The 21,907-nt window shown below is 47.3% G+C and carries 16 protein-coding genes; 12 read left to right on the forward strand and 4 right to left on the reverse strand.

What is annotated here, in order from left to right; all coding sequences use genetic code 11:
* Positions 1 to 89: 89 nt before the first annotated feature.
* Entirely contained in the window at positions 90 to 2,207 is a 2,118-nt protein-coding gene (locus tag J4N37_RS20225; protein WP_252043229.1) for a TonB-dependent receptor family protein, read from the reverse strand.
* Between the two features lie 121 nt (positions 2,208 to 2,328).
* On the reverse strand, positions 2,329 to 4,365 hold the full coding sequence (locus J4N37_RS20230; protein ID WP_252043230.1) for a TonB-dependent receptor: 2,037 nt from the start codon (positions 4,363 to 4,365) through the stop codon (positions 2,329 to 2,331).
* Positions 4,366 to 4,606: 241 nt separating this feature from the next.
* Here J4N37_RS20230 and J4N37_RS20235 point away from each other — a divergent pair, with 241 nt between their 5' ends.
* From J4N37_RS20235 to J4N37_RS20270, 8 genes are all read left to right on the forward strand, one after another.
* Positions 4,607 to 5,818: an ATP-grasp domain-containing protein gene (locus tag J4N37_RS20235; RefSeq protein WP_252043231.1), complete on the forward strand. Its 1,212-nt coding sequence runs from the start codon at positions 4,607 to 4,609 to the stop codon at positions 5,816 to 5,818.
* On the forward strand, positions 5,815 to 7,626 hold the full coding sequence (locus J4N37_RS20240) for an IucA/IucC family protein (protein WP_252043232.1): 1,812 nt from the start codon (positions 5,815 to 5,817) through the stop codon (positions 7,624 to 7,626). Before J4N37_RS20235 ends, J4N37_RS20240 begins: the two co-directional genes overlap by 4 nt.
* Positions 7,627 to 7,632: 6 nt before the next feature.
* The gene (locus J4N37_RS20245; protein WP_252043233.1) at positions 7,633 to 8,832 is read left to right on the forward strand and encodes an MFS transporter; all 1,200 of its coding nucleotides are present in this window, start codon (positions 7,633 to 7,635) and stop codon (positions 8,830 to 8,832) included.
* Positions 8,804 to 10,636 carry an IucA/IucC family protein gene (locus J4N37_RS20250; RefSeq protein WP_252043235.1) on the forward strand — a complete coding sequence of 611 codons (1,833 nt, stop codon included), beginning with the start codon at positions 8,804 to 8,806 and terminating at the stop codon, positions 10,634 to 10,636. The genes J4N37_RS20245 and J4N37_RS20250 overlap by 29 nt, the downstream gene beginning before the upstream one ends.
* On the forward strand, positions 10,629 to 11,831 hold the full coding sequence (locus J4N37_RS20255) for a type III PLP-dependent enzyme (protein WP_252043236.1): 1,203 nt from the start codon (positions 10,629 to 10,631) through the stop codon (positions 11,829 to 11,831). Before J4N37_RS20250 ends, J4N37_RS20255 begins: the two co-directional genes overlap by 8 nt.
* Before the next feature lie 170 nt (positions 11,832 to 12,001).
* The gene (locus J4N37_RS20260; RefSeq protein ID WP_252043237.1) at positions 12,002 to 13,993 is read left to right on the forward strand and encodes a peptidase U32 family protein; all 1,992 of its coding nucleotides are present in this window, start codon (positions 12,002 to 12,004) and stop codon (positions 13,991 to 13,993) included.
* Positions 13,994 to 14,035: 42 nt separating this feature from the next.
* A complete protein-coding gene (locus tag J4N37_RS20265; RefSeq protein WP_088879572.1) occupies positions 14,036 to 14,422 on the forward strand; it encodes a hypothetical protein in 387 nt (128 codons plus the stop codon).
* 119 nt (positions 14,423 to 14,541) lie between these two features.
* Positions 14,542 to 14,787: a DUF3297 family protein gene (locus J4N37_RS20270; protein ID WP_010453814.1), complete on the forward strand. Its 246-nt coding sequence runs from the start codon at positions 14,542 to 14,544 to the stop codon at positions 14,785 to 14,787.
* Positions 14,788 to 14,855: 68 nt separating this feature from the next.
* On the opposite strand, the gene amrA is transcribed toward J4N37_RS20270, so the two are convergent.
* Positions 14,856 to 15,461, reverse strand: coding sequence for an AmmeMemoRadiSam system protein A (amrA, locus tag J4N37_RS20275; protein ID WP_088879573.1), 606 nt, complete (start codon positions 15,459 to 15,461; stop codon positions 14,856 to 14,858).
* The gene (amrB, locus tag J4N37_RS20280) at positions 15,430 to 16,224 is read right to left on the reverse strand and encodes an AmmeMemoRadiSam system protein B (RefSeq protein ID WP_252043238.1); all 795 of its coding nucleotides are present in this window, start codon (positions 16,222 to 16,224) and stop codon (positions 15,430 to 15,432) included. The genes amrA and amrB overlap by 32 nt, the downstream gene beginning before the upstream one ends.
* An 86-nt stretch (positions 16,225 to 16,310) precedes the next feature.
* Here amrB and amrS point away from each other — a divergent pair, with 86 nt between their 5' ends.
* The 4 genes from amrS (at position 16,311) to J4N37_RS20300 (ending at position 21,848) form a co-directional block, all read left to right on the forward strand.
* The gene (amrS, locus tag J4N37_RS20285; RefSeq protein WP_252043240.1) at positions 16,311 to 17,402 is read left to right on the forward strand and encodes an AmmeMemoRadiSam system radical SAM enzyme; all 1,092 of its coding nucleotides are present in this window, start codon (positions 16,311 to 16,313) and stop codon (positions 17,400 to 17,402) included.
* Between the two features lie 102 nt (positions 17,403 to 17,504).
* On the forward strand, positions 17,505 to 18,227 hold the full coding sequence (locus tag J4N37_RS20290) for an ABC transporter ATP-binding protein (protein ID WP_038887846.1): 723 nt from the start codon (positions 17,505 to 17,507) through the stop codon (positions 18,225 to 18,227).
* Positions 18,214 to 20,724, forward strand: a complete 2,511-nt coding sequence (locus J4N37_RS20295) for an ABC transporter permease (RefSeq protein WP_252043241.1) — start codon at positions 18,214 to 18,216, stop codon at positions 20,722 to 20,724. Before J4N37_RS20290 ends, J4N37_RS20295 begins: the two co-directional genes overlap by 14 nt.
* Entirely contained in the window at positions 20,724 to 21,848 is a 1,125-nt protein-coding gene (locus J4N37_RS20300) for a lipocalin-like domain-containing protein (protein WP_252043243.1), read from the forward strand. The genes J4N37_RS20295 and J4N37_RS20300 overlap by 1 nt, the downstream gene beginning before the upstream one ends.
* Positions 21,849 to 21,907: the final 59 nt, after the last annotated feature.

Genomic DNA, 21,907 nt, shown 5'->3' on the forward strand with positions numbered 1-21,907 from the left:
CCAACGCCAAGATCGTCAAAGTCGCCAACGTCAATTGGCGACTTTTATGCCCAAAGATTTAAGGCAATTAATCTTCAAAGTTCGATGTCTTAAAACTGGTAATTTAGGTCCAATGTGTAAGAACGGCCCGGCGCTGGATAACGGCCAACTGGGCTGGTATCAATGCCACGGAAGTAATAGTCCTCATCAAACAGGTTGTTCACCGCAACATTCAGACGCAACTTGCCTTTGTCATCCTTGTACAAATCGGTACCAAGATTGAAGTTCCAAACCATATAAGCGGGCACTTTGCCCTTAGCACCCGTTACATCTTCATCACTGGTGTTCGCATTGTCTGCGTATGCATCGCTGAAGTAGTAGCCTGACAAGGTTGTATCAATGCCAGTAAAGGTGTAGGTCGCATCCCAGCTAAGCTGATGCTTAGAGGTGTAAGCCAGCTGGTTACCCTTGTTTGGACCGTTTTCTTCTAGGGTTGCATCCAAGTAGTTGTAACTCGCACCTAAACTCAGAGCTTGTAGCGCTTTCGGAACATAACGGCCAGAAAGTTCGATACCTTGGTGAAGGGTTTTACCGATATTATCGAAGGTTTGAGTTGCACTTTGCCATTGCAGTTGGTCTTTAAAATCAATGCGGTAAAGTGCGGCATTAAAGCTAGTAGTCTCTTGATTGTAGCGCACTCCCAACTCATAGTTCCATGCAAGTTCACTGCCTTCTTCACCAAGACCACGAATGTAAGCAATTTGCGGAGCACGCAGTGATTTCTGAGCATTGGCATACCCTACCCACTGCTCCTTCAAGTGGTAAGCCACCGTTAAGCCAGGAAGCCATTCCGTTACCTTGTTGTCTGCGCTCTGAGATTTGCCTAAATCATCAAACGTCATGTCGACAGATTCATAACGGACACCTGGCGTAACTTTTAACGCATCATTAAACAGACCTATTTCATTGCTGATGTAGCCCGCAAATGCATCCGTCTCTAAATGCCAATCGCGCGGTACTTTGGTTTCTCCGCCTTCAATTGGAGTTTGAGTCAGCTTGTAGTCGATGTCTTCATTGACGTAACGAGCACCCACAATCCAGTTTTGCGTAACAGATTTGCCTTCGAAGTACATCGCCAACTTTGGCTCAACCCCATAAACTCGGAACTCACGCGGAGAGGTACGAATATCGGTTGATGGCAGAGATGGGTCGGCCCAATGCCCACCAGCACTGTTAAAGCCCCATTGGAAGAAACGCTCAGAATTGTGTCCAAATGTCAGCACCTCTAACTCTGCACTATCAGCAATATTGAGATCGTGCAGATACTTCACGCTCCAACGCGTTGATTTTCCTTGATACTCATCGTACGGACGTTTCGATTGAGTGCGGTCTTTCTTATAGTCTTCCGGAGACAACGCGCCCGGCATTTGCGTATCCGCATCGTAACGTTGAATGAAGGCTTGTAGCTCTTGCGTATCGCTTAGTAGCCATTGCGCCTTGGCTTGGAAGTTCTTTACGTCAGTATCAGAATGCTCTCGGAAGCTCTCGCCTTTTAAAAAGTTACCTTCGAGTTGAATAGCGAAAGTGTCCGTCAGCCAACCTCCCGTTCGTAGATAGAAATCGTTGAGCGGAGTGTCACCTGCTTCAAACACTGTCAGGCGGTTACTGATTTCAGTTTGCCAAGTGTTTGGAATCGGTTTTGTCACCAAGTTAATTACACCACCTACGTTGTTCGGGCCATATTGCACTGCGGCACCACCGCGAACAATATCGATTCGATCCAACATAGATAACGTTGCAGGGAAGATAGATTGCCCAGTGTGACCATAGGGAGCAAGAGTCAGTGGCACGCCATCCATCAAGAATTGAGCATGGCCACTACGGCTCGCTTTTAAGCCACGAACAGAGATATTTGGCAGTACACCCGTACCAGTTTCATCTTGTACTTTGATCCCAGGCACGCTCTGCAGTGCGGCATCAATGGAATGCGCAGCTGTCTTTTCGATTTGTTTGCTAGTCAGAACAGTGCGGGCACCTGGGTATTCTTTCACATCTTCCAACTCTGAATTACCAATAACACTCCCTGTTACAACAACGGTTTCCATGATTTTTGTTTGAGGCTCTGAAGCGGCAAATGCACTCATGGATGTGATAGATGCAATGGCCGTTGCAAGGACGCTAAGACGCAACTGCGCTTGAGGTTTACCATCCAAATTCTGGTAAAGCATGGGAATCTCCTTTGAGATAGGTGCGGGTCAAAGTAATAATCTTGTTTTGACCCGATGGGCTAAATAACCTCGAAATGAGGGGAAACGTCGACGATTGAGTCGTCAAAAAACCAATGAGGCCTTAGAACTGGTATCCATAAGTGAGCATAAATTCTGCAGGAGCACCGTAACCAATCTGATTTAAGCCAGATTTGCCATTGGTCGCACCAAGGATGTATTTCTCGTCAAAAATGTTGTAAGCGTTGGCTTGAATTTTATGACGACCAGTTGTGTACGCAGCCATCAAATCAACCGTGGTGTAATCACCCAAAGCGACAGCTTCGTCATTGCCCGCATAACGGTCCCCAACGTATTTCACACCACCACCCAAACGCCAGTTACCGTCGAGCTGATAAGTACTCCAAAGTGAGAACAAGTGGTCAGATACATCATTTGGTTTTTTACCCGTATCTTTATCTTCAGCATCAAGGTAGCTATACCCTACCGAGATATCCCATTGCTCATTGATCTGACCGCGAGCTTCCAACTCAATACCTTGGTGACGAGCTTCAATCTTATCGATCACATCACCATCAACGTTGGTTTGTGGTTGCTCTTGGTCAATTTGGAAGATCGCCGCATTCAGCATTAAAGCGTTGTCCAACAAGTAAGCTTTTGCGCCGACTTCTTTCAGATCAGTATGGAAAAATTCCGCCAGTTTAGGATTGATGTAAATGCCCGAGTAAGGCAATTGCCATGAGCGAGCTAAGCTTGCATAGACCGACATGTCGTAGTTAATACGGTAGACCAGACCAGCACGGTAGCTAACCTTGTTGTCATCCAAATCTTCTTTTGTAGCGCCCGCTTTTTGCTGCTCAAGATCCATCGAGTCGTAACGTACATTACCGATCACTGACAAGTCACCAAAGGTGTATACATCCTGAATGTAAATGCCTGTCGTGGTTGTTGTGTTGTCTCGGAAAGGCTTGAAACCTGGATCTGGCGTTGGCCCTACGATAGGGTCATAGATATTTTGGGGTGGCAATGTTTTGTTGCTCGCCAAGGTGAGATCGATATTGATCTGGTTAAAGTCGGCACCGATCATCAATTGGTTTGATTCTGTCTCCCAAACCAATTCTGACTGTAGCGTTGTCGTGGTGCGAGGGTCATAACCAAAGTTATTCACAGTTTGAGAAACTTCGTTATCAGTTACGGTTCCCTGTCGCGTACCCTTTTGCTTAAGTTCAATATGGTTGTAAGACGCACGGTTAGTCCATGCCCATTCATCATTCAAACGCCATTCATAATTAACCGCAATGCGAATGCTGTCAGACTTTTGGTAGTCATTGGTGCCACCAAAGAAGGTGCTTTCGGAAACATCTACTGGCTTACCATTTTTCGATGGTACCCCACGGTAAGGGACAAGCTCTTGGTGTGCGTACTCGACATCAAAATCAACCGTATGCCCCTGCGCAGGTAAAACTCGGATAGTCGGAGCGATGAAGAAATCATTCGAATCAACATGGTCAACGTAAGAATCCGCTTGTCGATATTCTAAGTTGATTCGTGCATTGACCTTGTCGCTAAAGGCCATTGAGCTATCGATCTGCCCAACAAATTGGCTATTACTGCCAACACTACCATTAACACTAGTGAACTTGTCACCATTTGCTCGTTTCGTCACCAAGTTGATGACACCACCAGCAGATCCTCGACCATACAACGCGCCAGCTGGGCCTTTCACCACTTCGACACGTTCGATATTTGCTAGGCTACGATATGATTGCAGTGTGCCATCATCACGCATACCATCACGGTACATATCATTAAGCGCATCAAATCCGCGGATAACAAACTGGTCTCGGCTACCTTCGCCTAACGTGTTGTTCACACCAGCAACACCATCCAAAGCATCTACCAAACGAACTGCACCGCGATCTTGCATTTCCGTCTTAGTAACCACCGAAACGGCTTGCGGCACATCTAACCACTCCACGTCAGTTTTAGTGCCCGATTGCGGCATGTGTTCTGCGTAGCCTTCGTATTGATGACCGATCACTTGTTGTGTTTCATCTGCCACAACACCTTCTTCCGCCTGCACATTCGAAGCCACTGCTGCTGCGGTCAATGCTCCTCCAATCGCTAATGCGAGAGGGGACAAGGTCAATCTCATGTTCATTTTCTAATTCCGTTTTTGTTTATAAAACTGCCAACGGTTGCGAATGAAAACAAATATCATTTAGCTTTGCAATATAAATTTAATGATCTATATTTGTTTGCCCTATGTGATCAGGGTAATAAAAAATAATTAATACAAACAAAATTATAACTAGTGCTTCTGTCCCAAAATCTCAAAAGAGACTGATTGGAAGCCGGCTGTGAGCAGACAGCAAACAACGTTAGAAAATTAGGAAAGCCCCATGAAATCTACGATGATCATCGTGAGTCATGTCGTCAATGATGCAGTTACTAACGGCTTCGTACCTGCAGCAAAAGCGATGGGTCTCCACGTCGTATTGATCACTGACCATAAGCTCAACCACCTAAAACTGGCCAGTGACGATGACCTTTTCAATCCAGATAGCATTCTGGAATGTGATGTATTCAACCCTCTTGAGCTTATCGAGACCATAACGGAGCAAGGCCTTAAACCCGATGCTGTTTTCAGTAACAGTGATCACCTACAAACCTCGACGGCAATCTGTGCTCAGTTTTTTGGTGTTGCGGCAAAAGACTGGACAGTCACGCTTAAAGCCAAAAACAAACATTTAACCCGTCAGATGCTTAACGAAAAATCGTTACCCAACATTCAAAATGTGTTGCTTCATCGCGATATGGTTTCCGAGTTTGATTTTACCTTCCCTGTGGTGGCAAAACCCAAAGAAGGAGTGGCAAGTTTGGATGTACAGCGCTGCGATTCACAAGCGGAGCTAGATAGTTATTGCGATACATTTTGGCAAAAACACCCAGCGGCCCCTATTTTGGTGGAGGCGTTTTTGCAAGGCCCACTCATCACTGTTGAAACCCTTGGTGACGGAGAAGAACTGATTCCAGTTGGCGGGTTCGATGTTGAACTTTCTCCTCCTCCGTACTTTATTGAAACTGCTGCCAGTTGGAATGGTGCAAACAGCCTCCATTACCGCGACGAGTGTTTACGTCAGCTGAAAGCGTTCGGTGTTGGTTTTGGTGTTTGTCACAGCGAATTTATCGTGACGGAATCTGGTCCGGTATTAGTCGAAATTAACTACCGAAGCATTGGTGACGGACGAGAGTTCTTACTCGACAACCTCAGCCGAGGCTGCTGGTTCACCACCATCCTGAATCTTCACCTTGGTAGCAAACTCGACCATCATTTTCGCATTGATGGCAGTGCTCAGGTACGTTACCTAGTCGCCCCACACAGTGGCAACATTGAGGGCACATCTACGTCGTTCATCCATCAAGACGGTGATATCGTCACTCAACAGCAGGTGCTAAAGAAAGCAGGTGACTACTTCCAACAGAGTTTTTCCAACAAAGACTACTTGGCAAGGATTTCGATTGCATCCCCTTCCGGTCAACCGCTAGAAGCAACACTGCAGCGCGCCCTATCTCGCTTTAATCTCACACCTGTCAACGAGGTAACCGCATGAACGACAACGCTTTATACCTGACTCAACGTCTGATCGATACCTGCTTACGCGAAGACCTATTTGGCTTATTATCTCGCGGCAGATTCATCACTAAACTTCCAAAGAATCTGGGGCTCACATCTTATCCACGTGAGCAAATCTGGCTGAAATTTGTAGGTGCAGATTTCACTCTCTACCTTCCGGTTAAACCGAGCTATTACATGCAACGCTGGATTTACGGAAAGCAAGATGACTCAACATGCGATGGCTGGATAATTGAAAGAAATGACCTTGTAGAACGACAGCAGCACTACCAAAATTGGATTGAATTTCTCAAGGCAAGCGCTCATGAAAGCTCACATTCCCTATTGGATGGCTACTTACAGGAGCTAGAATGCGCAGAGAAGCACAAAGGCTTGTGTGATAACGCATTCGAACAACATTCTGACTCACTGATGCAGCCTATTTCTCAGCTCGACAGTTGGGAGAAAAAACTGTTGCGCGCCGATCAGATCGCCTCTTACCTCGATCACCCATACTACCCAACCGCTCGCGCCAAATTTGGCTTGAGTGATAAAGACCTTGCTCAATACGCACCAGAGTTTGCGCAAAGCTTTACCTTGCGTTGGCTAGCTATTGAGAAATCACTGGTAACCCTTACCAGCTCACAGCCCAAATGCTGGCCAACGATGGAGCAAGTCGGGTTACCGGCAGACTTCGCGCAGAGCCATGTGTTATTCCCTGCTCATCCGTTAACGCTGCAAAGCTTGACCTCCTTACCTGAAGGCGTGTTGGCAGCACCCACTGCCTACTTAGATGTCACACCAACCTTATCTGTACGTACGGTGGTCGTAAACCAAGCGCCGCATATTCACATTAAAGTTCCATTAATCATGCGCTCATTAGGCACTAAGAATATACGCCTAATCAAACCTTCCACTCTCTATGACGGCCACTGGTTTGAACGCCTGCTTACTCATTTAGAGCAAACCGATCAAACACTAAGCGGCACGCTTTTCCACTGCAATGAAAAGCACGGCGGTCATGTTGGTGAGGACAAAACCTTCGCTTACATCGTACGTGAGTATCCAATTACCCTTAGCCAAGATAAAGCGCTGGTTCCAGTTGCAGCACTGGCGAGTCCTATGCCAGATGGCCGATTGTTCCTAGAACACCTTGCTGAGCAGTACTACCAGCAGGACACTCTGGCTTGGTTTAAAGACTACGTTGATCTGTTGTGCAAAGTGCACCTCACCTTATGGCTTCGCTACGGAATTGCGTTGGAATCTAATCAGCAAAACGCCATCATCGCGTTTAATGAACAGGGAAAAATGATGTTGGCGATGAAGGACAACGATGCCGCACGAATTTGGCCTGAGCGATTTAACTCCTTTGAGCAGCACTCTCCGGTTAAATGTGATCAATTACTGGACCAACGCATTAAAGTAGATGACGAACTGGCGCTTGGGCAGATGTTTACCACCATCACTTTACAATTGGATATTGCAGCAATAGTGGAAGCAATGGCCACAAGTGGGATCACCTCTTCAGCTTCTCTGTATGCCATTGTCGCACACAGCCTGTCTCAGCAGCTTTGCTCTCTGCGTAAATCTGGCCACGATACCAAACTGGCACACGAACTGCTGTTCGATTCTCCAGATTTGTATGCCAAATATTTATTGAGTTCAGGCAGTCTGCTATCAAAAGAGGCGTCTGGCGCAAGCGATATTAATAAGTTCTATGGCTTGTCCGCACCCAACTTCTTGCTGCTTACCAGCGAGGAAGCACAAAAGGCTTATCTTGCTGCTATCAAACAGAGCGCGAGCTAACTCATTATGACCAAACTCATCTACAGCGTCTTGCTTTGCCATTTCATCGCCGCGTTTGCTGCTCTCGGTATGCCTTTGTTCTTACCTGTGGTTTTACCAACACTCGGCACGCAGATTGATACCGATTGGGCTGGGGTATTGTTTATTTTGCCCACCTTTTGTACTGCGATAGCAGCACGATTTTGGGGACAGTTTGCAGATAAATATGGCCGACGCCGTTCACTGCAGCGTGCTCAACTTGGTCTTGCAGTAGGCTTCGCTATATGTGGTCTGGCGAACAACCTGACAATGTTTGTGTTTGGTCTTATCGTTCAAGGAACCTTTGGCGGCACGATGGCCGCCTCTAATAGCTATTTATCTAGCCAGATTGAAGATGCTAAAACACTTGGCAAGTCGCTCAATAAAACTCAACTTTCGGCTCGCTTAGCCCTGATCATTGCCCCAATTGGCTTGGGCTGGGGTCTATCGGAAACCAATCCGCTCAATGCTTATCTTTGGTTATCCATTATGCCCTTGCTAGCACTAGCCATCACGCTGACACTGCCTGCTGATCAAACGATAAAACCAGTGGCTGAACGTAACCAAGCCTTTGAAGAAACTCGGCGCAATAAAAACCAATCGCTGCGTACTCTGTATTGGGTATTCGGTGCACAGTTCAGCTTCGCTTTTGCCATGGTTGTGACCTTCCCGTATTTCTCGCCATATGTGCAGCAATACGGCATCACAAACCAAGCGTGGATTGGTTTTTTGTACGCACTACCACATGGCGTTTATCTCTTGTTGGCAGGGAAAGCTCATCTTTGGTCGGAGTGCATCAATCGCCACCAGCCGCAGCGTACCTTGTGGTTGGGCTTTGGCTTGCTTTCACTCAGCACCGCCATGCACCTGATTCACCATGAAGCGATACTGATCAGCGCTCGCCTCACCTTTGGCCTTGGCATGGTTTGCTGCTATCAAGGTTTACACCAAGCATTGGCCAAACAACTCGACCGGCAACAGTGCGGCAAAGTGTTTTCACGCTTTGATGCAATGTCGAAATGGGGTGGTGTCGCCGCAGGGTTATCTGCATCTTTCATCTCTAGCTTGGGCTGGCTTGAGGTTCCTTTCCTACTTTCTGCGTTAGTCAGCATCGCAACACTCATTACGCTGATTATCCATTCAAAATTTGGACATCAACATGTTACACACTCCATCCTCTCCGACTGAACACTTGGCTAAAAATCGAGCCAAGCTCAACCATGAGAAAGCCCAACTCAACACCGTTATGGGCGTTTTAAACTGTTACTTACGTGAATACGCGATACCTAATCAACAAGTTGAATGGCAATGTAACTCAACCACACTGCCGCAAACACTTAAAAGAAACTATACCTCGCAACAACTTGTGACCATTCACCTCTCCGAGCAAGACAGTTTACTTGTCCTGCCCGTTGAGTATGCCAGCAGGTTGGGTAAAGTGAAGCTTGCTGATATGCCTTGGGCGAAAATGCCCGGCGCAAGTTGGTGTAAACTCAATACCAGTCAACAAACACTAACGCTGCTGCTCAATTACCTTAAACAAGTGCTGGCGATCCCTTTCAACCATGAGTTAGTTGAACAGATGGAAAACAGCTTATTGATCACTGAGCAGTTTCTAAATTCGAACAACCAAACTCAACAACACAATGCCTTTATCGCATCTGAACAGTCTTTAATTTGGGGACACACTTTCCACCCCACCCCGAAAAGCCGTTCAGGTGTAAGTATGGATGATTTGCTCGCATGTTCACCCGAAGTGGGAGCGAGGGTGCCTTTGTATTGGTTTGAAGTAGACAGCGATTTACTGGATGTTTTGAGTTCAGATAACCGCGCAGCGCCACAAGCAATGCTGGAACAATTAGCTCCAGAAAAACTGAGTACAAAAGCCACCATGCTTTACCCATGTCACCCATGGGAAAGCTACACCATCTTGCAAAACCCATTGGTCAAACTGGCGATTGAACAAGGCAAAATTACCCCTCTTGGTTTAGGCGGCGAACATATGTTGCCAACATCCTCAGTGCGTACGCTTTACCATCCGGATATGGATTGGTTCGCGAAATTCTCCATCAACGTTCGTTTAACCAACTGTGTTCGTAAGAATGCTTGGTATGAACTGGATAGCGCGGTGCAACTAACCTCGATTTTGCACCCAATCAAAGAAAGCGAACAATTGCATAACCCCGTATTCAAGGTAATGACCGAGCCTTACGCGACCACGCTCAATCTAGTAAGTCTCGCAAAACAGCAAGAACAAGAGGTGACCAAAGCTCGCGAATCGTTTGGCATTTTATATCGAGAAAACTTCACTCTGAGTGAAACTGACATCTTGCAACCAACCTTAGCTGGAGCGCTGTTTGCCTACGATAAGAACGGCAACAGCTGTATTGCCAAGCAATTAAAAAGCAAAGCAAAAGTGACTCAAAGCCAATACACCGACATCGCTATCTTATGGTTCGAACGCTACCTTCATTGCCTCATCCCTGGCGTATTTAACTATTACTTCAAACATGGTGTAGCATTTGAGCCCCACTTGCAAAACACCCTGATTGGCTTTGAAAAGGATATGCCGTGCTGTGTCTGGATTCGAGACTTAGAGGGCACTAAATTACTGCCAGAGTTTTGGCCACAAGAAACATTGAGTCAACTATCAGAACGAGCGCGCCAATCGGTTTACTACAGCCGAGAGCAAGGTTGGAACCGCATCGGATACTGCACCTTTATCAACAACATCAGTGAAGCCATTTTCTTCATTGCAGAGGGAAACCAAGGACTGGAACAAACGCTGTGGAACGCGGTCGCTAATGCCATAACACGTTGGCAATCGGTCAATGGTAAACAACCAGAACTCAGCTCTCTGCTCGATGGCGGACACTTCCCAAGTAAGAACAACTTCACCACGCGCTTAATGCAAAAAGCAGACAAAGAATCCAGCTACACACGAGTGAAAGCACCATGGATAACTCAACGTCAAGGAGCAGAACATGCTTAACTCTACTGCGCTTCCTGAACAGATTAAGTCCGAAGTCCTACTCTTAGCTAAACAGCAAACCGAACCCTTGTGTGCATACCTTTATGACCTCAATGCACTAGAGCAGCACATCAAACAAATGCGTCATGTGCTACCACAAAACGTTGAGCTGTTTTATGCCGCAAAAGCCAACCCCTCCGCTCCCGTTTTAAAGACACTGGCACCATACGTAGATGGCTTTGAAGCGGCCTCAGGCGGAGAGCTCTCCCACCTCAACCAGCAGCAACTCAACAAGCCCCTAATCTTCGGCGGACCGGGAAAAATGCCGAGTGAGTTAGCACAGGCGATTGAGCTCGATGTTGAGGCGATTCACGTTGAAAGCCTAACCGAGTTACAACGCATTGGCTCGCTGACGGAAACACTCAAGCGCCCAGCTTCAATTTTCCTCCGGATGAACATCGATATTGGTGACATCACCTTAAGCAAACTGGCAATGGGCGGAAAGCCGACCCCATTTGGATTGGATGAAACAGAACTGAACAATGCCCTGACTTTGTTACGTGACTACCCCCAAGTAAAGTTAAAAGGCTTCCACTTCCACCTTATGTCGCATCAGCTTGATGTCGATCGTCACCTTGCATTGATGCAACGCTATTTCCAAGTAGTCAAAGCCTGGCAAGCGAAGTTTGAGCTAGGAGAATTGATGATCAACCTTGGTGGTGGCATGGGAATCAACTACCGAAATCCTCAGCAACATTTTCCGTGGATGGAGTTTTGCGACAAGTTAGAGTTCCTTATCGCCAAAGAGCAAATTCAAGGCTGGAAACTGCGCTTTGAATGTGGGCGTTACATCTCTGCACCTTGTGGCTATTACGTAATGGAAGTGTTGGATATTAAACAGAACCTTGGGGAGAAATTCATCATCGCCCGGGGAGGCACACATCACTTCCGCACACCTGCAGCACAAAGTCATGATCATCCGTTTACCATTGTGGAAAACAAACTGCCACCTGCTATCTCGCAGCCAATACACCATGAAAAAGCGACTCTCGTTGGCCAACTATGCACACCAAAAGACGTACTGGCACGCAATCAACATATTGAACAGATCGACATTGGCGATTATGTGGTTTTCACCCTAGCCGGCGCTTATGCATGGAACATCTCCCATCAGAACTTTTTGATGCATGAACCACCGGTGTTCCACTATTTCTGATTAGAAACGGCAAATCAGCCCCCACACGATTGGGGGCTTTTTGTTATCAACTTCTGACAATCTAGTAATAATAAATTGATTCAGATTAATAAAGCGTTAACTAGCGCTAGATCACACTTTTGAACCCCGTAGAATACGTGCTGAATTTCTAGCTGAATAAGAGTGAAAGAGTGACACGCGATCAATTTGAGTTATTAGCGCCGGGTGGCGACCTGGATTCCATCAAAGCGGCTATTGCTGCGGGTGCCGATGCCATTTACTGTGGACTAGACCGCTTTAATGCGCGCAACCGAGCAACCAACCTCACCTTAGATAACTTGAATGGCGTGTTGCAGCTTGCGCATCAGCACAACTGTAAGATCTTCCTGACTCTCAACGTGTTAATTCTGGAGAGTGAAATCCCTGCTATCGTGCGTTTGCTCAGCCAGTTAAACACCACAGCGATTGATGGCGTGATCGTGCAAGATCTGGGTTTGGCTTACATTCTCAAGAACCATTTCCCAGATTTAGACGTACACGCTTCAACTCAGCTCAACACGCACAACGAAGGGCAAATCCTGTTCCTGAATCAGTTAACGGCAAGCCGTGTAAACCTCTCTCGTGAACTGAATATTCATGAGATCAAGCATCTTGCTCAGTTTGGTCGTGAACATGACGTGATGATGGAAGTGTTTGTGCACGGCTCTTACTGCATTGGTTTCTCTGGCATTTGCTACATCAGCTCTGCGCGTAACGGCGCTTCGGGCAACCGTGGGCGTTGCAGCCAGCCTTGCCGTGAGCAATACGAAACCACCAAAACAGGCAACAGCTACCCACTCAACATGAAGGACAACTCGGCATTTGGCGATTTAGAAGCACTCGCTGATGCAGGCGTGTATTCGTTGAAAGTGGAAGGCCGCATTAAGAAATCCCACTACGTGTACACCGTGGTCGATAACTGGCGTAAACAGATTGATCGTCTGTGTGATGGCGTCGAGCTGTCGAACGACACCACAGAGTTGTACACCGTCTTCAACCGCGATTTCTCCAACGCGTTTTTACAAGGTGATTTCGGTAAAGCGATGTACATCGACAACCCTCGCGATCACGCCGTAAAACACTTCTCGAAGATCTACAAGTGCGAATCTGCCGATGATGTGCAAGGCGTGAAGAAGAAGCTCTACGACGCCAAAACCGCAATCATTGAGAAGGTTACAGAGAAGACACAAGATTTCGATGTGACCTCTACACAAGCCTCTGGCAGCAGCCTAAAAGGTGCGATTGATGTACCGACTTTGCCGACACTGCCTCAACCACAATTGCGCGAAAGCGCACCTAAGCTATCTGTATTGATTTCATCAGTAGAAGACGCAGCACTATGCGAATACAGTGATGTGGACGTGTACTTCCAGCTACCAATGGGATTGGCCAGTGAACTGAATACAATGATCGAGTTGTTCCAAACAAATCCGACGTTGAAGCCTTGGTTCCCTGCAATTTTGATTGGTGACGATTACCAAGCCGCACGTGCATTCTTAGAAGCCGTGAAGCCAGAATTGTCGATCACCAATAACTCTGGCGTGGGCATTTTGGCTCAAGCGCTAGGATTAGGTTGGGTCGCTGGTCCGCAGATGAATACCGTGAACTCCTACTCGTTCAAATGCTTGCAAGAAGAATTCGCCGCAAGCGGTGCGTTTATCTCCAACGAGCTGAACATGAAGCAGATGCGCCACATTAAGCGACCACACAGCATGCGCAGCTACTACAGCATTTACCACCCGAACACACTGCTGACCAGTCGCCAGTGTTTGTTCCAACAAACCGAAGGTTGCCGCAAAATTAAGGTTAACAAAGGCTGTTTGAAACGTTGTGACAAGCGAACATCGATCATCAACCTAAAAGACAACCCGTACGTGGTGCAAAAGCAAAAAGGCAGTCACAACTCTATCTACAGCGAACATAACGTGTTGAACCTACAATTGCTGCAAGATTTGCCGCAGCTGTTAACTGACGTGTTAATCGACCTGCGCGATATCCAGACAGAAACCAAAGTCACGATGACCAAGCCTGAGTTGATTAATACCTTTACGGCTTTTCTTAATGAACACAATCAGCAGAATACTGAAGCACTTAATGCTGCGGTTCACCCGACGGCAAACGCTCAATACTTAAAAGGCTTGTAAACGAATCTCATCAGGTTCAACTGCAAAATTTATGGAAGACTTATGCACCCTATGAAGCAAGAAACACTGAGCTACTTTGATGATTTGAACTACAGCGTAGTGACACAATCAGAAGCAGTTTACGAGCTCAAACAAAACCGTACGGGTTTAACCGTTGAGCTTAACTTTTCAGTGCTTGGTAAAGGCGAATTACCCACAGAAAGCGAGCAAAAAACCGATAAGAAGCTGTATTTCATCGATATTGACGACATTGAAAACATCGGCTTTGAAGCACTCGAACCTTTCGTGGTTGGGCTTGGTGAACATTGCTCCATGGTGGTGTATGAGGAAGAGTTCTTTGAACAAAGCATGAAAGAGATATGGATGTTCCTCTCGAACGACCCGCGTGATCGTGACGTGTTCAACGACAGTAAATTTTATCGGGCTTAAGACCGCATCTTGGGTTGGTAAATGTTAATCGCCTCAAACTACGACTTAGACATCTTGAACACTCGCCTTGCACTGACTACAATGGCGCACTTTTTTTACGGACTTCAAGGTCACACAAAATGACAGATACAGCTAAACCAGCTCTACCAGATCACCTATCTGGCAACCCACGCAGCCCATTCTTTGTAAAAGAGTGCTTCGATCACCAAATCGGTATTCGCTTCAAGGGCCAAGAGCGCACTGACGTTGAAGAGTACTGTGTTAGCGAAGGTTGGGTAAAAATTGCTTCTCCTAAAGCAAAAGACCGCTTCGGTAACCCAATGCTTATCAAGCTTAAAGGCGAAGTTGAAGCGTACTACGTTTAAGCTAGCCAATGATTACAAAGCCTGAGAAATACTCTCAGGCTTTTTTATTTGTTCCCAATAAAACTGCTTTAGGAGAGTGTACTCTCCACATTGAACTGCCCTTCAATACTATCCACCACAAACGTTTTCACTTCCATCTCGTCATCCCAAAACGACTCTGACCAACCAGCTTTGTGTTTTAAGTGACGAACAAAATCAATCGGGTTTGGCAACTGCTCCCATACTTGAGGTAGAAACAGAGCTCGACGCTGCCGACACGATAAAATAAGCCCAACCTTATGTGTCGCTAAATAGCCAAGCAATGCTTGCTCTGATGCAACAACCAATACCTCAGGTAATGACAACACCGACACCTCCACAGAAAGTGACGATAATTGTTTTTTACTTAGAGGGGTAAATCTTGGGTCTTGAAACGCACTCGCTAATGCTTTGTCATGCACATCGAGCGCAAGAGGCTGATGAGCGACAATAGTGCCAATGCAACCTTGCAGCTCTCCATGTACTTTTAAGGTCACAAAACTCGCCCCAACTTCCCTTAATCTTGGTAGGCACTCACCAAGGCTTGGTGGCGTGGCTGGTTGACCAGCGAATCGGCAACGAATAGCATCACAAGCAATGTTGAACAACTGCGTGAGTTCTGGTTCATTCAGGATCTGAGACGATATAACTGGCATAACCCACCACGCGTTGTTGATCCCCGTATTCGGTATCACCGGAGTTGATTAACATTGCCCTAGAGAGTTGATAGCCTCTCCCTTTAGCCAACAGCAATAGCGCGTTAATCGCCGTTGAACCACAAGCCTGATCTGGTTTCAGTGTCGCTTGGTAAGCTTCAATTTGCTCACACGTCTGCTGATCGAGCCTCTGGGCTTGCCGGTAAGAGTGGTAATGGCTTAAATCACTGCTCACAACCAGCAAACTTTCTTCATCGAGCCAAACTGGAGCAAGTAACTCCGCCATACGAGCTGGCGAAATTCGACTGGTTAATATAGGCAAGATACGAAATGCCCCGAGGTAGGTTTGCAACAACGGTAACTGTACTTCAAGACAGTGCTCTGGGGCATGCGCATCATCAGACACCACCACATCCTGCTGCTGAGCCAATATTGCACGCCATTCACGGTCGACTTCGATATTACCTAAAGGGGTCGAAAACCAATCCACACTGGGCAACGCACAGCCCAAAAAAGAGAAGTGATGGCTTGGGCCAAGCAAAATCACCCGATGAATTCTATCGGCTTGCGACTTTAAAAACTGGCACACACCTGCTGCTACTTCACCAGAGTAGATATAACCAGCATGAGGCACCACCATAGCTCTAATCACTGGCTGGAAACGACACGCACTCGGCCTCTCCCAACTTTCGATCATTGAGCTTAATTGTTGCGGCGAATGTGGATAAAAGCGACCCGCCACCGCTGGAGGACGAACATGCATACCGAGCCCCTTATAGTGCTCACAAAAGTCGGTGAAGTGCCATACTTAACATTAAGTATAGAAGCAGATTTCGTTGGGAGTTCACCATGCTATCCGTTCCTGCATCCCCTCCTGAATTTTATCCAACCTTATATTGGCATCGATTAGATGACGGTCGCGTCATTTGTGATTTGTGCCCAAGGCAATGTCGCTTAAGAGAGGGGAAACGAGGGGCATGCTTTGTGCGCCAAGCTCACAACGGTGAAATATCCCTGACCAGCTATGGGCGTTCGAGCGGGTTTTGCATTGACCCTATAGAAAAGAAACCACTTAACCACTTTTTTCCGGGTAGCTCCGTGCTCTCATTTGGTACCGCTGGGTGCAACCTAGGTTGTAAGTTTTGCCAAAATTGGCATATCAGTAAGTCGCGACAAATCGATACACTTGGTGCGCCTGCCATGCCCGAGCAGATAGCTCAAGCAGCCAAGCAACATGGCTGTAAAAGCATCGCATTTACCTACAACGACCCTGTCATTTTTATGGAATACGCTGTAGACACTGCCCAAGCTTGCCATGAACTCGACATATCAAGTGTTGCAGTCACCGCAGGCTATATTTGCGATAGGCCTAGAGTTGAGTTTTTCCGCCATATGGATGCCACCAATGTAGATTTAAAAGCATTTACAGAGCGTTTTTACCATAAGCTCTGTAGCGGCCACCTCGCTCCAGTATTGGACACGCTGCTCTACTTACACCACGAAACCGATGTATGGTTTGAGATCACCACCTTGCTAATCCCCGGAGAGAATGACAGCACTGCTGAGCTAGAAGCGATGACTCGGTGGGTTTATGACAATTTAGGCAGCGACATTCCGATTCATTTCAGTGCTTTTCATCCAGATTTTAAAATGCTGAGTACAGAGAAAACGCCGCTCAGCACAATCCAAAGAGCCCGACAAATCGCACTCAGCAACGGCCTTAACTACGTATATGTGGGTAACGTAAGTGACGAAGATGGCGATAGCACGTATTGCCCCAAATGCCATCAGAAAGTCTTAGCTCGGAACTGGTATCAACTCGGAGAGTGCCATCTAACAAATGATGGTCAGTGTGAATACTGTGGTTTTCAGCTTGCGGGTCGATTTGGAGCACTCAGCCACCCATTTGGCAGAAAGCGGATTCCCGTCGTGATCCGCTAGTCATAAGTCATACTTTGCGTGGTAAATGAGCTTTATCAACGCTAAGTTAAACCGCAACGAATGAAAACTCGTAAGCATTTAAAAATGGCATAAGGATATGGCATGAATGGGCCGCTAATAAAACTCCGTCACGCTTCAAAAGACTTCATCGATGGCAAACAAACACATTGCGTTCTCCAAAGTGTCGACTTCACGCTAGCCACAGGTGAAAGCGTAGCTTTGACGGGGGCAAGTGGCAGTGGCAAAAGCACCTTACTCAATGTTATTGCTGGCTTTGAGCCACTTTCCGATGGTGAGTTGTGGTTAGATGGTGATAACACAGCGGCTTGGAAAGACCCACAATGGAGCCGATTTCGACACCAAAAACTCGGTGTTATCTTCCAGCAATTCAACCTATTAACACCGCTCAACGTGCAGCAGAACATCGCCTTCCCTCTGCATTTGAATCAACAGAAATGGAATGACTGGTGCGATTACTTGGTCGAGACTCTGGGCATCAGCCAACTGCTCGATAGACATGTTTCTGCCCTTTCTGGCGGCCAACAACAACGGGTCGCCATCGCCAGAGCATTAGCTCACAAACCTAAACTTCTACTTGCTGATGAACCCACAGGTAACCTTGACCAAAAAGCCGGTTTAGAAGTGATGAAACTGTTAAGTGAAATCACCACCCAAGGCAACACTGCAGTGCTCTTAGTGACTCACAGCCCCGAATGTGCTGAGTTTATGCAGACTCGCTTGCGTCTAAAAAACGGTGCTTTGCAAAACGGTACCTCCACTGTTCCAGAGCAGAATACACGCGAGCGTCGCCATGAAGCAGGTTAAACGCTCGAACGCAGGGCTCACACACACCAAACTCGCACTGAACCTGTTTGCGGCGCATTACCGACAAGCTCCTCTTCAGGCCGCAGCCATTCTAATTGGCATTGTACTGGCGGTGACCCTTTTCGTTGCAGTGCAAGCCATCAACCTCAATGCTAAACGCAGCTACGCCGAATCCACCGAGCAACTCAGTGCTCAAGCGCAGAACCTTATTATTCCACCAGCTGGGCAAAACTATCTGCCCGAATCACTCTACTTCACTCTCAGACAAAACGGTCTCAGTGCAACCTTGCCTGTAATCGAAGGACGAGTGAGAGACGAACAAGGTCGTCGCTGGTCAGTACAAGGTAGCGAGTTGATTGCCGCCATTTCGTCACGCTATCGCTATTCATCAGACAGACAACAAAACGTGTCTTTGTTCGACAGCGCACTACCGCTGCCTGAGCTTTTAGTTGGGAAGCCGATTGTAATGATGAGCCAATCGCAACATCAGAACTTAGGCGAAGTAGAAACACTGACTCTGGACGACATCCCAACTCAAATGGTGGTATTGCCTGACGAATGGCAATTAGGCAGCCGAATGTTGATGGACATTGGCTTTGCCCAGCAGCTGCTCAATAAGCAAGGCCAGCTCAGTTACATTGCTGTGTTCCATACTCGCGATAAACTGGGTAGGGACAAGCAAGCTAAATGGCAGAACCTCATCGGCGAGCAAGGGCAATGGGTCACCAATAATCAAAGCACTGATCTTGGTTCTCTGACCGACAGCTTCCATCTCAACCTAACTGCGATGAGCTTGTTGGCATTTTTAGTTGGATTGTTTATCGCCTACAACGGCGTGAAATACAGCTTGCTCAAACGTAATAGGTTGCTAGTACAAATCCAACAAGCAGGTATTGCACCGAGGATCGTGTTTACTGCACTGCTCATTGAGCTGACTATATTGGTCACCATTGGCGCTTCCGTTGGTTTTGTATTGGGCATGCAGCTTAGTCATTGGCTGCATCCCACCGTTGCACTGACTTTAGAGCAGCTTTATGGTGCGACCCTCCTTCCCGGGACTTGGCAGTGGCAATGGTGGATGCAAGCTCTGCTGTTAACCTTAGCTGCAACACTACTTGCGTGTTGGCAGCACTTTAAGCAACGAGTACGCCAGCCGCTTTCATCTCATGGCGGATTTTATCAAGCGCCGGAAACCTCTAATGAAAATCAATTGTTCCTAATTGGTACTGCGTTGACGGCTATTGCTCTCGCAGGGTTGTGGCTGAGTGAGCATCACCGCTTCACTATGGTGTGGCTCGGCGTGCTTGTGGTGTCGATTCCTTTATATCTACCCAAAACACTCAGCGTCTTAGCCAATTGGTGTGAGAAGCGCACCACTTCCGGTTTGATGCAGTATCTGTTTGCTGAGCTGCGTGAGCTGATTTCTCCGCTGTCTCTCGCCATGATGGCACTGCTGCTCGCCGTTACGGCCAATATGGGAATGAATACCTTGGTTGGTAGCTTCGAGTCGACGTTGAAACAGTGGCTAGAACAGAGGCTACATGCCGACATTTACGTTAGCCCCGCACAGGGTGAAATCGCTAATGTGGAGCGTGCTTTGCAACAGTTCGACAAGGTCGAAACCGTCTACAAGCAATACTACGTCAACGATAACCTGCAAGGCTTACCCATTTTACTCGGCACCAAAGACAAACATACTTTAGAACAAACCATGGTGTTCAAATCGCATTTGGAGAACTTCTGGCAGCGCTTTTACCAAGGTGAATTGGTCGCCATCAGTGAACCTACTGCGGTCAAACTGGGTTTATCACTAGGTAGCGAACTCAATCTTGATGCAATTCCAAGCAAGACTCTACTTGTTGGGGCAATTTTCCATGATTATGGCTCGCCCAATGGCGAAGTATTGCTAGCTCCAAAGTTGTGGCGAGAAAGCGGTTTTACCGACCTGCCGACAAGCCTTGGCATTAAAGTATCTGGTGACCCACAAATCGTATACGACCAACTGCGCGAGCAACTGAATCTGCATCCAAGTCAGCTCTACGATCAGGCGCAAATCAAATCCATCGCGTTGGATATTTTCTCGCAGACCTTCGCCATTACACGCGCACTCAACGGCGTGACGTTGATGGTCGCGGTGATTGGTTTGTTCAGTGCTTGTTTCATGTTGCTCGACGCGCGCAAAGCCGCCATCGCAAGGCTATATGCACTTGGCGTCAGCCGTCGCAAATTAATGACCATGGTGGTCGGACAGATCGTCGCTTTGGTCAGTTTTACTCTGGTTATCGCCCTACCCCTCGGAGCCATGGTGGGTTATGTGCTGACAGACATCGTCACCTTGCGCGCTTTTGGTTGGAGCCTAAATTATCTGTGGAATTGGAGTGATGCTCTCAGCATTGCGGCGATCACCATCTTAGTGGCAGTGATTGCGACCTTGATTCCGCTGTGGCGATTAGTCAGCAAGCCTGTCGTGTCCAGTTTGCAAAGCGAGGTGTTGTGATGGTTCGATTAGCAAGCAAACTTACTCTGTTCATAAGTAGTCTGTTCCTATTTGGATGTGAAGATCCCCAACAAAAAAAAATGAGCACACAAAATATGGGCGCATTGCTGGGCAGTGGAGACACGCAAAGCGAGAGCAACCCATTCACACCTGTTCTGAAGGGCGTTGAACTCACCTTTCCTACCGACCATCAGGCGCACCCAAACTTTCGCCATGAGTGGTGGTATTTGACTGCAAACTTATCTGATGAAGAAGGTAATCCTCTCGGAATACAGTGGACTCAATTTCGCTTCGCTGCTGCGCCGCCAACAGGCGAAAATGAAGTGAAGAAAACTGAGTGGCAAACTCAGCAAATCTACATGGCGCACAGCGCAGTCACGACAACGGACAAACACTACGCCGATGAAAAATGGTCACGCGATCAAGTATCTCTAGCCGGCGTCGACACTTCACCGTTTCGTGTTTACCTCGATGATTGGCAGTGGACTTCTTCAACCAACGACCTATTCCCTGCCACGTTGAAGGCGAGCTCCGAACAGTTTGGCTATTCGCTGACGCTTACCAGCACTGCACCGTATCAAAAGCAAGGCGAGCAAGGTTACAGCACCAAAAGTGCCGATGGACAGGTGGCTTCGTATTACTACAGCCAACCGTTTATTGATGTCTCCGGTGAGGTCACTATCGACGGCAAAAACCATCAAGTATCCGGCAAAGGTTGGATAGACCGAGAGTGGAGCTCGCAATTCTTACTCGACTCACAACAAGGCTGGGACTGGTTTGCCCTAAGGTTGAGTGACGACACCAGCTTGGTGGTGTTCCAATTGCGGGATTCCAAAACCGGAGCAGCCAGTTACTCCAGTGCAAGGCTGATGCAGCAAGATGGTTCTGGCATCGCCATTTCTCAAAAAGACATTCAGTTAAAGGCGACTAAGCAAACAGAAATCCAAGGGCGAAAGTATCCAACCCAGTGGCAAGTGTCGATTCCTGACCAGCAAATTGAGCTTACCGTTTCTGCTCTCAACCCGAACGCGAAAATGCCGCTTTCTGTGCCCTATTGGGAAGGCCCAGTACGCATAGAAGGCACGCATTCTGGAACGGGATATATTGAGCTGACGGGGTATTGAGAATTGTGACATCTCACCCATTAGGGGGAATTGATAGCGATTATGTTGTTGCATATTAC

Source organism: Vibrio sp. SCSIO 43153, from assembly GCF_023716625.1.
Classification (GTDB): domain Bacteria; phylum Pseudomonadota; class Gammaproteobacteria; order Enterobacterales; family Vibrionaceae; genus Vibrio; species Vibrio rotiferianus.

Excerpts from the sequence above, each read along its gene's own strand:
- J4N37_RS20235 (WP_252043231.1), top strand. The coding sequence starts at position 4,607 with ATGAAATCTACGATGATCATCGTGAGTCATGTCGTCAATGATGCAGTT.
- J4N37_RS20245 (WP_252043233.1), top strand. The coding sequence starts at position 7,633 with ATGACCAAACTCATCTACAGCGTCTTGCTTTGCCATTTCATCGCCGCG.
- J4N37_RS20270 (WP_010453814.1), top strand. The coding sequence starts at position 14,542 with ATGACAGATACAGCTAAACCAGCTCTACCAGATCACCTATCTGGCAAC.
- amrB (WP_252043238.1), bottom strand. The coding sequence starts at position 16,224 with ATGCATGTTCGTCCTCCAGCGGTGGCGGGTCGCTTTTATCCACATTCG.
- J4N37_RS20230 (WP_252043230.1), bottom strand. The coding sequence starts at position 4,365 with ATGAACATGAGATTGACCTTGTCCCCTCTCGCATTAGCGATTGGAGGA.
- J4N37_RS20250 (WP_252043235.1), top strand. The coding sequence starts at position 8,804 with ATGTTACACACTCCATCCTCTCCGACTGAACACTTGGCTAAAAATCGA.
- J4N37_RS20240 (WP_252043232.1), top strand. The coding sequence starts at position 5,815 with ATGAACGACAACGCTTTATACCTGACTCAACGTCTGATCGATACCTGC.
- J4N37_RS20295 (WP_252043241.1), top strand. The coding sequence starts at position 18,214 with ATGAAGCAGGTTAAACGCTCGAACGCAGGGCTCACACACACCAAACTC.
- amrA (WP_088879573.1), bottom strand. The coding sequence starts at position 15,461 with ATGCCAGTTATATCGTCTCAGATCCTGAATGAACCAGAACTCACGCAG.
- J4N37_RS20300 (WP_252043243.1), top strand. The coding sequence starts at position 20,724 with ATGGTTCGATTAGCAAGCAAACTTACTCTGTTCATAAGTAGTCTGTTC.
- J4N37_RS20225 (WP_252043229.1), bottom strand. The coding sequence starts at position 2,207 with ATGCTTTACCAGAATTTGGATGGTAAACCTCAAGCGCAGTTGCGTCTT.
- J4N37_RS20265 (WP_088879572.1), top strand. The coding sequence starts at position 14,036 with ATGCACCCTATGAAGCAAGAAACACTGAGCTACTTTGATGATTTGAAC.
- amrS (WP_252043240.1), top strand. The coding sequence starts at position 16,311 with ATGCTATCCGTTCCTGCATCCCCTCCTGAATTTTATCCAACCTTATAT.
- J4N37_RS20290 (WP_038887846.1), top strand. The coding sequence starts at position 17,505 with ATGAATGGGCCGCTAATAAAACTCCGTCACGCTTCAAAAGACTTCATC.
- J4N37_RS20255 (WP_252043236.1), top strand. The coding sequence starts at position 10,629 with ATGCTTAACTCTACTGCGCTTCCTGAACAGATTAAGTCCGAAGTCCTA.